The sequence below is a fragment of the Bordetella sputigena genome (genome assembly GCF_965137885.1).
GTDB lineage: Bacteria > Pseudomonadota > Gammaproteobacteria > Burkholderiales > Burkholderiaceae_B > Bordetella_C > Bordetella_C sputigena.
Genome location: NZ_CBCSCA010000001.1, coordinates 123,658 through 135,739, shown reverse-complemented (window position 1 = coordinate 135,739; position 12,082 = coordinate 123,658). Strand labels below are relative to the sequence as shown.

The 12,082-nt window shown below is 65.1% G+C and carries 13 protein-coding genes and 1 pseudogene; 4 read left to right on the top strand and 10 right to left on the bottom strand.

All coding sequences use genetic code 11. The annotated features are described in order from the left end of the window. Positions 1-209 precede the first annotated feature (209 nt). From ACNA0R_RS00625 to ACNA0R_RS00610, 4 genes are all read left to right on the top strand, one after another. Positions 210-1,637 carry an NAD-dependent succinate-semialdehyde dehydrogenase gene (locus ACNA0R_RS00625; RefSeq protein WP_415823956.1) on the top strand — a complete coding sequence of 476 codons (1,428 nt, stop codon included), beginning with the start codon at positions 210-212 and terminating at the stop codon, positions 1,635-1,637. Positions 1,638-1,805: 168 nt separating this feature from the next. After that, positions 1,806-2,108 carry a hypothetical protein gene (locus ACNA0R_RS00620; RefSeq protein ID WP_415823955.1) on the top strand — a complete coding sequence of 101 codons (303 nt, stop codon included), beginning with the start codon at positions 1,806-1,808 and terminating at the stop codon, positions 2,106-2,108. Positions 2,109-2,288: 180 nt separating this feature from the next. Beyond that, entirely contained in the window at positions 2,289-6,440 is a 4,152-nt protein-coding gene (locus tag ACNA0R_RS00615) for a hypothetical protein (protein WP_415823954.1), read from the top strand. Between the two features lie 184 nt (positions 6,441-6,624). Continuing rightward, positions 6,625-6,930: a hypothetical protein gene (locus ACNA0R_RS00610; protein ID WP_415823953.1), complete on the top strand. Its 306-nt coding sequence runs from the start codon at positions 6,625-6,627 to the stop codon at positions 6,928-6,930. A 165-nt stretch (positions 6,931-7,095) separates the two neighbouring features. Here ACNA0R_RS00610 and rpsQ read toward each other — a convergent pair whose 3' ends face one another. The 10 genes and pseudogenes from rpsQ to rplC all read right to left on the bottom strand — a co-directional run bounded on the left by rpsQ (position 7,096) and on the right by rplC (position 11,859). After that, the gene (gene rpsQ / locus ACNA0R_RS00605; protein ID WP_066357377.1) at positions 7,096-7,377 is read right to left on the bottom strand and encodes a 30S ribosomal protein S17; all 282 of its coding nucleotides are present in this window, start codon (positions 7,375-7,377) and stop codon (positions 7,096-7,098) included. A gap of 2 nt (positions 7,378-7,379) precedes the next feature. Next, complete coding sequence (gene rpmC / locus ACNA0R_RS00600) at positions 7,380-7,571, bottom strand: 50S ribosomal protein L29 (RefSeq protein ID WP_415823952.1); 192 nt, start codon at positions 7,569-7,571, stop codon at positions 7,380-7,382. A 10-nt stretch (positions 7,572-7,581) separates the two neighbouring features. Next, complete coding sequence (rplP, locus tag ACNA0R_RS00595; protein WP_066357379.1) at positions 7,582-7,998, bottom strand: 50S ribosomal protein L16; 417 nt, start codon at positions 7,996-7,998, stop codon at positions 7,582-7,584. Continuing rightward, positions 7,967-8,795, bottom strand: a pseudogene (gene rpsC / locus ACNA0R_RS00590) (30S ribosomal protein S3). The gene rplP and the pseudogene rpsC overlap by 32 nt, the downstream one beginning before the upstream one ends. Before the next feature lie 9 nt (positions 8,796-8,804). Further along, complete coding sequence (gene rplV / locus ACNA0R_RS00585) at positions 8,805-9,134, bottom strand: 50S ribosomal protein L22 (RefSeq protein ID WP_066641792.1); 330 nt, start codon at positions 9,132-9,134, stop codon at positions 8,805-8,807. Positions 9,135-9,137: 3 nt separating this feature from the next. Then, on the bottom strand, positions 9,138-9,413 hold the full coding sequence (gene rpsS / locus ACNA0R_RS00580; protein ID WP_066357390.1) for a 30S ribosomal protein S19: 276 nt from the start codon (positions 9,411-9,413) through the stop codon (positions 9,138-9,140). Positions 9,414-9,425: 12 nt separating this feature from the next. After that, on the bottom strand, positions 9,426-10,253 hold the full coding sequence (gene rplB, locus ACNA0R_RS00575) for a 50S ribosomal protein L2 (RefSeq protein WP_415823951.1): 828 nt from the start codon (positions 10,251-10,253) through the stop codon (positions 9,426-9,428). Beyond that, the gene (gene rplW / locus ACNA0R_RS00570; protein WP_066357397.1) at positions 10,254-10,550 is read right to left on the bottom strand and encodes a 50S ribosomal protein L23; all 297 of its coding nucleotides are present in this window, start codon (positions 10,548-10,550) and stop codon (positions 10,254-10,256) included. After that, on the bottom strand, positions 10,547-11,164 hold the full coding sequence (gene rplD / locus ACNA0R_RS00565; protein ID WP_066357403.1) for a 50S ribosomal protein L4: 618 nt from the start codon (positions 11,162-11,164) through the stop codon (positions 10,547-10,549). The genes rplW and rplD overlap by 4 nt, the downstream gene beginning before the upstream one ends. Before the next feature lie 5 nt (positions 11,165-11,169). Further along, positions 11,170-11,859, bottom strand: a complete 690-nt coding sequence (gene rplC / locus ACNA0R_RS00560; protein WP_415823950.1) for a 50S ribosomal protein L3 — start codon at positions 11,857-11,859, stop codon at positions 11,170-11,172. Between the last annotated feature and the right edge of the window lie 223 nt (positions 11,860-12,082).

Sequence of the window (12,082 nt, the reverse complement as noted above, 5' to 3'; positions counted from 1 at the left end):
TATATCGTTCGCTGATCTGATCCCCGGAGGGATAATACCGCGAGCCCACCCCCCTGCGCTTCCGGCGCGCCGCCCCGGCCGCTGCCGTTGCCGCCTGGCCAGATGGCCGGAGCTGGCGATAGGCGCCGCGAGACAAGCGCACGGTGCGGTATAGACTGACGTTCCGGCGCGGCGCCGCCGCATCCAATCTTCCAACGAGGGATAACAGCATGTACGAACAGTTGGCGTTGTATATCGATGGCGAATTCCTGTCCGGCGATGGACGCCAGAGCCAGGACGTGACCAATCCGGCCACGCTGGAGGTCCTGGGCAAGCTACCGCACGCCACCGAGGCGGACCTGGACCGCGCGCTGCAGGCGGCGCAGCGGGCCTTCGAATCCTGGCGCCGCACCTCGCCCATGGAGCGCTCGCGCATTCTGCGCAAGGTTGCCGAACTGTCGCGCGAGCGCGCCCAGGAAATCGGCCGCAACATGACGCTGGACCAGGGCAAGCCGCTGGCCGAGGCGGTCCTCGAAGTCACCAGCTGCTCGGAGCACTGCGAATGGCACGCCGAGGAATGCCGCCGCATCTATGGCCGCGTGATTCCGCCGCGCAATCCCGACGTGCGGCAGTTCGTGGTGCGCGAGCCCATCGGCGTCTGCGCCGCCTTCACGCCCTGGAACTTCCCGTACAACCAGGCCATCCGCAAGGTCGCCGCCGCGCTGGGCGCCGGCTGCACCGTCATCCTGAAAGGCCCGGAAGATTCGCCCAGCGCCGTGATGGCCATCGCCCGCATGTTCCATGACGCCGGCCTGCCGCCCGGGTGCCTGAACATCGTCTGGGGGGAACCGCCCAAGATCTCGGAGTACCTGATCCGTTCGCCCATCGTCCGCAAGATTTCGTTCACCGGGTCGGTGCCGGTCGGCAAGCATCTGGCCGCGCTGGCCGGCGCGCACATGAAGCGCAGCACCATGGAGCTGGGCGGCCATTCGCCGGTGCTGGTGTTCGACGACGCCGACGTCGACCGCGCGGCCGAAATGCTGGCGCGCTTCAAGATCCGCAACGCCGGCCAGGTCTGCGTGTCGCCCACCCGCTTCTACGTGCAGAAGGGCGCCTACGACAAATTCCTGGCGCGCTTCACCGACGTGCTGAAGAACATCAAGGTCGGCAATGGCCTGGAAGCCGGCACGGAAATGGGCCCGCTGGCGCACGAACGGCGCGTGCCCACCATGAGCCGCTTCGTCGAGGACGCCGTGGCAAAAGGCGCCAAGGTCGTGCTGGGCGGCGCGCCGATCGAGCGCGCGGGCCACTTCTTCGCGCCGACGGTCATCACCGACCTTCCCGAAGACGCCATGCTGATGACGGAAGAACCCTTCGGACCGCTGGCGCCCGTGGTGCCCTTCACCGATACGGACGAAGTCATCAAGCGCGCCAACAGCCTGCCCTTCGGCCTGTCGTCGTATGTGTTCACCAATTCGCTGAAGACCGCCACCAAGGTATCCAACGCCCTGGAAGCCGGCATGGTGAACATCAATCACTTCGGTAGCGCGCTGGCGGAAACCCCGTTCGGCGGCGTCAAGGACAGCGGCATCGGCAGCGAGGGCGGTACCGAGACCTTCGACGGCTACCTCGTGACCAAGTTCATCACGCACATCTGATCGGCGTACCGCGCCGGCCCGCCGTACGCGCTACGGCGGGCATCCATCCAAAACAGATCTGCCGATATCTACAAGTCCTCCCGGCCGCCTCGTGTTGTGATTCAGGCGCGCCCGGGCGCGGCCGTGACGCCGCCTCTATGGGTGCTGTTCCCGATACGGAGGCAAAAGATGACCGCGACTATCGATAGTCCCGCGCCGCACACGACCATCGCGCAAGGCGATTCCCTGCAGGCAAGCGGCCACGCCGACCCCGACTCCACCGTGTACTTCACGGTGACCTTTCTCAAAAACACGATCGAAACCCACAGCATAAGGGCCGACCGGAAGGGCCTCTGGGGCGTTACCACCAAAGGCTTTCAATCCGGCACTTACGTGGCGCACGCGGTCCAATTGCCACAGGGGCACGAAGGCACCCGGCCCGACGTCCTTTCGGTGGGCGCCTACGTAGAGTTTTCCGTCAAACCAGCATAAGCACCGCCAGCCTTGGCCAGGCCCGCGCGGGTCCGGTCGGACTGTGCCCAATCTGCTGGCGCGCCGGAACGACGCCCGGGCCGCGTTGACTGAGGCACCTTGAATTTGGCGCGCCAGGGGTTCGTGCGCAAGCACCATGCACCAGGCGCGCGTGCCATCCGGAGCAGTCTGATCCAGCATATGCAGATCCGCGTCAACGCCAGCGTCCCCGCCATTGAACCGCTACCGATAGAAGCACCGCTCCCCGACCATCCCGATCTGTCCGCTTCCGAGGCGACGCAATGGGCCCGCTGGCCGCCGCCAGACCTATCTCCTGGCGGCGCTAAAAGCGCGACGCCCTTCGACACGACTGCCGGCGACGCCGATCCCACGCTGGTCGGATACGGATCGCAAGTCGCACAGGACCTCGGGCTGGACGCGGCCAGCTACACGGTCGCTGAACTCGCCGAACTCGCACGGCAGCAGTTGACCGAACATCTGCTGTCCGGTCATGCGGAAGAGTTGCTGCCGCATCTCGGGCCGCCCACCCGGCAGGCGCTGGCGCGCGCGCTGCTGCTGGACATTGGCTTGGACCCGGACCGCCGCGTCGACGTCCCCATGCCTGTCGATCCGGAAAATCCGCTGGCGCCCGAATCGCAGAGCGCCCTGGATTACTACCTGCGGCGTGACGCGCTTACGCTGGAAGACATCCGGTACATGTCCGCGCGTCCGATCACGACGGACGAGGCCCGGCGGCGGCTGGGCGGTCTGCCGCCCTCGCTCGCCGCGGAATTCGACGCACGCTTCGGCGCCTATGCGGCCGCGTTGGCCGCGCAGGCTTGCACGCTGCTCGGCGCATGGATAGCGGCCGTCGCTGATCAACATGGCATCGATCTGGCCAAAACGCCCATCTCGCTGTCGCGGGTCAAACTGCGATGCCAAACCACGGAAGTCGACGTCAACAACGTCACCGCGGTCGAGTACCAGAAGACGCGCGCCGAAGTCCCGGGTGCGGGCTACTTCGTAACGCTGGGGTCGGGCAGCGCGCAACAGCGCTTCTTCCTGTCCTTGAAGACCGGCACGGCCGAGGCCCTGCCCGCCGGCGTACCGGTTTTTGCGTGGATAGCCGAGCACCGCCAAGACGTCTTCAACGCGCCGGAAGTCGACGCGGCCATGCGCCAGCATGATCGGATGTCGGCGACACCGGTCCTGGAAGGCCTGGGCGCCGGCCGCCACGGCTTCATGGATGCCTGGCTGACGCCACAATTGCGCGCCGATATCGACCGCGGGCGCGAAGCCGCGCACGGCCAGACGGATGGAGAGGCGGCGACCAGCGCATTCATCGATTGCCTCATTCCCTTCCGCGGCATGGTCACCGCTTTCCGCAAAGGCGACATGCGGGCTGCCTATCATCAATGCCTGATCAGCGTGATGGATATGCTCACGCTCGCGGCGTCCGCCGTGGCGCCGGCGGTCAAGATGCTGCCGCTCGCGCGGCTGGCGGGCGCCACCGCGCGCACCGGCGTCGCGTCGGCCGCGCATACCGCGGCGCGCATGATAGGCCTGCGCGACACGGTGCGTGCCGGTTTGAAGAACATCACGCCCACCATGCGCGGCAGCATGGCCTCCCTGCGCCCCGTGGTTTCCGAGCGCATGGTGGCGGAGTTGCAGGAGACCCATACGCGCCTGGCATCCGCGCTGGATCGCGTGCTGCGACAGGCGCAAGGACCCACGTTCCGCAGCGGCTGGTGGCGGCTGGACGGCGGGTCCGCTGGCGTGGCCGCCGACGCCATCACGCCGCTGGTTCCGGTGGCGGCACGGGGCAAGGACGGCACGCGCATGGCCGTGCTGCCCTACGGCGAAGGCGGCGGCTACACGCCCTACGACATCGCGCTGGACAAACGCGTGGGGCCGGTGATGCTGGCGGACCGCGCCGGCTGGCTTTATGAAACACTGCCGGTAGCCACCCTGGAACGCTACCGCGTCCAGTCAGGCGAGCTGCTGCATGCGCTGGGCACGCGTCGCGCCGGCGCGGATGGCACGATCATGTATCAGCAGCGGCGCTATGCGCGCATCGGCGCGGACTATCTCGAACTGGCCTGGGATCCTGCCGTATCGACGGCGGAACGCGCCGTCTGGCGCGCGGTGCCGCCCGAAGGCGTAAGGCCCGATCTGGTATTCCATCGGCTCGTCTACGACGCGGAAAAGTCCCTTTGGCGGCGCGCGCTTACCGGCGGCCTGCGCGGGGGCGTGGGCGAGGAAGGCGCATCCACCTCGCGTGCCGGCGCGCGCACGCCGACGCCCGCGGCCGGCAAGATAGATCGCGGTCTGGAAGATCGCCTGAATGCCCGCATCCCAAACGACCTGCCGTATTCGCGCGACGCCTATACCGATCATTTCGGCCAGTGGCACAGCCCCACCGGCCGGATAGCGGATTCGGAGACCGTGCGCGTGTCGCGCCAGCTGTTGGCGGAGATGACGGACACCACCACGCAGATCGGTTGGCACCAACACTTCGCGGACTACTTCGACGTCCAGCTTCCTCGCGCCACCGCCGGGTCGGCTGCGGCGGCTCCCGCCACGGCAGCCAGGCAGGAGAGCGCCGTCGCCATGCTGTCGAATCTGCTGCGCCGCCTGGAGACCACGTCGCCGACATTTCGCGGCCTGGTCAACCACGCCATCGAGCAGGGTCGGCTCGGCACGGCCGTCAATACGCGCTGGACCCTGATACTGACGGAGCCGCGCGGCACGCGCCACGGCATGGCGGTCTATGCCGAATCCTTCTCCACCGGCACGCGCACCAGCTACATACCGGATCCCGCCGCGGGCCACATGGCGGACCGCTATTACATCGGCGTCGACGGCAGGTTGCGGCCCATGTCGGCCACGCGGCAGATCCTGATCAACGTGGTCGCCATGCTGACGGGACAAAGAAGCTGGTCCACTTCCCGCCATTGGCTGCCGCAAAACGGAGTGCCCCCGCATAGCCTGCAATGGACCGGCCTGGGCGAACGAGGCGCTACCTTCTACCTGATGGACCGCATATCGCGCGAATCCCGGCTGGGTCAGTGGTCCCTGCTTAGCGACGCGCGGTTCAGCGACCAGCACGTCGCCATCGGGGCCCGCGGCACGGAAACGCTGCCGGACATCCGCTTTAACGTAGGCGCGAGCAGGCTATTGCAGCAGGCGGGCGGCGTCGATGCCATGCGCCTTTACGTGACCCTGCAGAACAATTATCTGGAAAGCCTGTTCCCCTTGAAGCTGGCACACGCGGCGCCGGCCGCGGAGACGATCACCCTGCGCGGGGTCGTGGTGCGGAACCGCATACCAGCCGGCATCCTTTCCGGACGGCGCCCATATGTTCTGGACGGCGTCAGGCACCATCCGGGCGCGGAAGTTTCAAAGACCGAAACCGTGGTGGCGGCGCGCCGGGTGCTGGAGCGCGCCACCGATCCGACGGAGCACGCCGACCTCCTGGCCGACTTCGACCGTTACTTCGATATCGGGGTGAGCGCCGGCCGGAAATCGGCTTTCATCAAGAACGACCCCGCATTGCGCCATCCCGTCGCGTGGCAGGATTTCACGGCACGCATGGCCGAACAAATACGCGACTTCATCAAGCAGCTCTATCGCGGCTCGGAAACCTTCCGGCGTATCGTGAACGGCGCCGTGCGTGCGCGACCCGTTACCGGCCCCGACAACCCGCGCTGGCGCGTGGCGATACCGCGCTGGCTGGTGGAAATCCGCCTGCCCGACCAGATCGCGATACGCAGCGGTGTCGATCATTACACCGGCGAGCTGGCGGGCAATTCGGCGGCCCGTCATGCCGCGGTGCCCTACCCCTTCGGCGGCAGGATAGGCACCGGCTCCTACTTCCTGACCGCCGATGGCACGGTGGCGACACGCGACGTGCAGCACGAGACGGTCCGCGGGCTGCTGCAGATGTTCACCGGCGCGAGCGATCCGTCCGTGCAGGCCTGGACGCGGAACGGCGTCCTGCGGCCCGAGATCCTGTTGACCCACGGTGCGGGCGAACGCGGCGGCCTGGAGCTGCTGGCGCAGCGGGTGCTGAAGGAAACGGGGCGCGATCACGCTCCCATCGTGTCCCTGCTGCCCTTCCCTCGCAAGCAGGTCAAGCTGACGCGCATGGCCCCGGATGAACCGCATCTGGACTTCACGTCGGGGACCTTGGCCTACGAACCGGCGCGCACGCTGGAGCAGGCCGGCGGTGTGGGTGGCGTGAACGAGTACGTGGCCCTGCAGGACCGCTACCTGGATGCGCTGTTCCCTACCGGCGACGCCGCGGCATGGGGAAACGGACCGGGGCTGGCACTCGGGTCCGGACCGGCGTAGTAGCAGGCTCGGCACGCGCCCATCCGGCACGGTGGGCGATCAGGCCGTTGTTGTCCGGCGGCATTTCAAAACGATTTTCGGATATTGACAAGCCGTCCCGGCGTTGCGGTGTTGTTATCCCAGGCATGTCCCTGACCTCGGATCCCATTGCACGCAGGGTTATTCAACCTATCGGAGAGCAGTCATGGCAACGACCATTCAATATCCGCCGAACCTCGCGGTTATCCCCCAAACAAATTCCAATGTGGCGGAAGGAACGGCAGCCCGCGGCTCGCCGGTATATTGCGCCGTGACGTCCCAGGACAAAACCATCGAGTCCCAGATGGCCTTGACCGACAGCTCCGGCCGGTGGAACGTGAAATTCAACAAGCTGCTGCCGGTCGGCTCCTATGCAATACATGCGACCCAGATGCCCGATCGCCAAAGCCAGACCAATCCGAACGCCGTGCCTCCGGAGATCATCAATACCTTCACGGTGGTCGGGAGCTAGCGCCTGCATCGGCTATCGCGACGCGATAGCGGTCCTCCCAGCGCGTTTCAGGGGCGAACAAAAAAGCCAAGGGAGACCCTTGGCTTTTCATGTACCGCTTGCGAGTGGCCGTGGCGCCGGCGGCGAGCATGCTCGCCGCGACGGCGCCGACGTCGGCAATCGCCCTTAAATGATGCGGGCGGCTTCGACCAGACGCACCACGCTCCAGGACTTCGAGCGGGAGATCGGGCGGCCTTCCGCGATTTCCACGGTGTCGCCTTCATTGATCTGGTTGGTTTCGTCGTGCGCCTTGTACTTATTGGAGCGCATGACGATCTTGCCGTAGATCGGGTGCTTCACGCGGCGTTCGACCAGCACGACAACGGTCTTGTCCATCTTGTTGGAGACGACCTTGCCGACCAGCGTACGCTTGCGCTTGGCTTGTTGGGTGTTTTGGGTTTCGCTCATGATCATTTCCCTGCCTTCTCGGTCAGCACGGTACGCACGCGCGCGATGTCCTTGCGCACTTTGCCCAGCTGGCTGGTGTTGGCCAGCTGCTGCGTGGCCTTCTGCATACGCAGACCGAATTGGGCTCGGAGCAGGCTTTCGAGCTCTTTCTTCAGCTCGTCGGCGTCTTTCGAGCGGAGTTCTTTGGCGTTCATTTAGGACTCCTTAAGCACCGATATGACGCGCGACGAACGTCGTCGAGATCGGCAGCTTCGCGGCGGCCAGGCGGAAAGCTTCGCGTGCGAGCTCTTCGCTGACCCCTTCCATTTCATAGAGCACCTTGCCGGGCTGGATTTCGGCGACCCAGTACTCCGGGTTGCCCTTACCGTTACCCATCCGGACTTCCGCCGGCTTCTGCGAAATCGGCTTGTCCGGGAAGATGCGGATCCAGATACGGCCGCCACGCTTGATGTGACGGTTGATGGCACGACGAGCGGCCTCGATCTGGCGAGCGGTCAGGCGGCCGCGGCCGGTGGCCTTCAGGCCGTATTCGCCGAACGACACGTTGGTGCCGCGCGTGGCCAGCCCGGTGTTACGGCCCTTCTGCTCTTTACGATACTTTCTGCGTGAGGGTTGCAGCATGGTTGTTCTCTCCTTCAGGCGCCTGGCGTGGAGTCCGCCTTGCGGGGACCACGGCCACGACCGCCAGGACGGCCGGGACGACCGCCGTCAGGACGGTCGCCGCGCGGCGCGCGACGGGGACGACGCTCTTCTTCGGTAGGCGCCGCGGTCTCGGGGGGCAGCTCGCCATTGGCCAGCATGTCGCCCTTGTAGACCCAGACCTTGATGCCGATCACGCCATAGGTCGTGTGGGCTTCCGAAGTGCCGTAGTCGATGTTCGCCTTCAGCGTGTGCAGCGGCACACGGCCTTCGCGGTACCACTCGGTGCGCGCGATTTCGATGCCGTTCAGACGGCCCGAGCTCATGATCTTGATGCCCTGGGCACCCAGACGCATGGCGTTCTGCATGGCGCGCTTCATGGCACGGCGGAACATGATCCGCTTTTCCAGCTGCTGCGAGATCGAATCGGCGATCAGCTGGGCGTCGGTTTCCGGCTTGCGGATTTCCTCGATGTTGACGTGCACGGGCACGCCCATCAGACGCTGCAGATCGGCCTTCAGGCCTTCGATGTCCTCGCCGCGCTTGCCGATGACGACACCGGGGCGAGCCGAGTACACCGTGATGCGGGCGTTCTTGGCCGGACGCTCGATGACCACGCGACCAACCGAAGCGCTCTTGAGCTTCTTCTTCAGGTACTCGCGAACGCGGATGTCTTCGGCCAGCATGCCGCCGAAAGCCTTGTCGTCGGCGTACCAACGCGAGGACCAGTTACGGGTAACCGCGAGGCGGAACCCAGTGGGGTGAATTTTCTGACCCATCGTGACTCCTTAGGCGCCGACCTTGACCGTGATGTGGCAGGTCTGCTTCTCGATACGATTGCCGCGGCCTTTGGCGCGAGCCGAGAAGCGCTTCAGCGACTGAGCCTTGTCCACATAAATCGTGGTGACTTTCAGCTCGTCGATGTCGGCACCGTCGTTGTGCTCTGCATTGGCGATGGCGGACTCGACAGCCTTCTTCAGGATGCCGGCAGCCTTCTTGGGGGAGAAGGTAAGGATGTTCAACGCTTGCGCGACCGACTTGCCACGGATCATGTCCGCGACCAGACGGGTCTTCTGCGCCGAGATGTGAACACCACGGATAATGGCAGTCGTTTCCATCGCTTACCTCTTGGCCTTCTTGTCCGCGGCGTGGCCCTTGAACGTACGGGTCAGCGCGAACTCGCCCAGTTTGTGACCGACCATGTTCTCGTTGATGTACACGGGAACGTGCTGCTTGCCGTTGTGCACAGCGATCGTCAGCCCGATGAATTCGGGCAGGATCGTGGAACGGCGCGACCAGGTCTTGATCGGCTTCTTGTCTTTGGCCGCGGTAGCCGTATCCACCTTCTTGATCAGGTGAGCATCGACAAACGGGCCTTTCTTGATCGAACGTGACATAGTGTTCGCCTCTTACTTGCGCTTGCGCCGTTGGACGATCATGTTGTTCGTCCGCTTGTTGCTACGGGTCTTGTAACCCTTAGCCGGAGTACCCCACGGGCTGACCGGTTCGCGGGCCTCGCCGGTACGGCCTTCGCCGCCACCGTGCGGGTGATCCACCGGGTTCATGGCGACGCCACGAACCGTCGGACGCACACCGCGCCAACGCATCGCACCGGCCTTGCCGATCTGGCGCAGGCTGTGTTCTTCATTACCGACTTCGCCGATGGTGGCGCGGCACTCGATGTGCACGCGGCGCACTTCGCCGGAGCGCAGGCGGACCTGGGCGTACGTGCCTTCGCGGGCCAGCAGCACGGCGGAAGCGCCGGCCGAACGGACCATCTGGGCACCCTTGCCCGGCAGCATCTCGACGCAGTGGATCGTGGTACCGACCGGGATGTTGCGGATGGGCAGCGTGTTGCCGGCACGGATCGGGGCTTCGATACCCGACACCAGCGTCGCGCCGACTTCCAGGCCACGCGGCGCGATGATGTAGCGACGCTCGCCGTCGGCATAGCACAGCAGTGCCAGGTGCGCCGTACGGTTGGGGTCGTACTCCAGGCGCTCGACCTTGGCGGGGATGCCGTCCTTGTCGCGACGGAAGTCGACGATACGGTAATGCTGCTTGTGACCGCCGCCACGATGGCGGACGGTGATGTGGCCGTTGTTGTTACGGCCCGAGCCGCGCTTCTTCTTTTCCAGCAAAGAAGCGACCGGCGCGCCCTTGTGCAGGTTCGGGCTGACGACCTTCACCATGCCGCGACGGCCGGCGGAGGTCGGTTTCATTTTCACGAGGGCCATTTACTTCACCTCCGCAAAGTCGATTTCCTGGCCTTCCTTGAGCGACACATAGGCCTTGCGCTCATTGCGGCGGCGACCCACGAATCGGCCAAAGCGCTTGACTTTGCCCTTGCGATTGAGGACCTGCACGGACTCGACCTGCACCTTGAAGAGCAGTTCGACGGCAGCCTTGATTTCCGGCTTGGTGGCGGTGTCGACCACGCGGAAAGCGACTTGCTGATTTTTCTCGGCGACGAAGGTGGCCTTTTCGGTCACGATCGGAGCCAGGAGCACCTGCATCAAGCGTTCGGTGTTCATCCCAGCATCTCCTCGAGTTGAGCGATGGCCGGCTTGGTGATCAGCACTTTCCGATAGTGGATCAGCGACAGCGGATCGGCATAACGCGGTTCAACCACGGCAACGTGCGGCAGGTTGCGGGTGGCGAGGTAAACATTTTCATCGACGCTGTCGGTGATGATCAGCACCGAATCCAGGCCCAGACCCTTCAGCTTGGCCGCGGCCTGCTTGGTCTTGGGCGTATCCAGCGTGAACGTATCGACGACGGCGATGCGGTCTTCGCGAGCCAGCTGCGACAGGATCGAGCGGATCCCGGCGCGGTACATCTTCTTGTTGACCTTCTGGCTGAAGTTCTCGTCGGGCGAGTTCGGGAAAATCCGGCCGCCCCCACGCCACAGCGGCGACGAGGTCATACCGGCGCGAGCGCGGCCGGTACCCTTCTGGCGCCAGGGCTTCTTGGTGGTGTGCTTGACTTCCGAACGGTCCTTCTGGGCACGGTTGCCGCTGCGGGCATTGGCCTGGAAAGCGACGACGATCTGGTGGATCAGCGCTTCGTTGTAGTCGCGACCGAAAACGGTGTCGGGCGCGCTGAACGTGGCGGCCTGACCTTGTTCATTCAGGAGCTTGAGTTCCATGGTGCTTACGCTCCCTTCTTGGCCGGGGCCTTGATGGCCGGACGCACGACGATGTCCGCGCCCTTGTGGCCCGGGACGGCGCCCTTGACCAGCAGCAGGCCGCGCTCGGCGTCGACGCGCACCACGTCCAGGTTCTGGACGGTACGGGTCACATCGCCCAGATGGCCGGACATGCGCTTGCCGGGGAAGATACGGCCGGGATCCTGCGCCTGGCCGATGGAGCCGGGCACGCGGTGCGAACGCGAGTTACCGTGCGACGCGCGCTGCGAACCGAAGTTGTGGCGCTTGATCGTACCGGCGAAACCCTTACCGATGGTGGTGCCCGTGACGTCGACCTGCTGGCCGGCTTCGAACACGCTTTCCACGGCGATCACTGCACCAGCCGCGAATTCGGCGGCGCGGGCGGGATCGAGGCGGAATTCCTTCAGGATGCTGCCGGCTTCAACGCCGGCCTTGGCGTAGTGGCCCGTCTGGGCCTTCGTCACGCGCGAGGAACGGCGCGTGCCGTAAGTCACCTGGACGGCGGCATAGCCGTCGGCTTCCAGAGACTTCACCTGGGTCACACGGTTGTTCGACACGTCCAGCACGGTCACCGGGATGGATTCGCCTTCCTCGGTGAAAATGCGGGTCATGCCGACCTTGCGACCCACCAGCCCGAGCCGGAACGCGGCGGGCGTGGGTGTCGAATTCGACATCGTTTTCTCCATTCCCGACTGCGATTGGTCGGGGCTAATCAGGCAAAGTAACGGTTTGCCCTACAGTTGTCGGCGCCGGCCTTTCAGAAAGCCCTTCGGGTTCCCTTTCGGGTTTCCCCTCCAGGCCACCCTTCCAGGAACCTGTCCGGACGGCGCACGCATGCATCTCTGCCAAAAATGGCAAGTTTGCGAGTTTAGCAGCTTTCCGAAGCGGTCCGCAAGT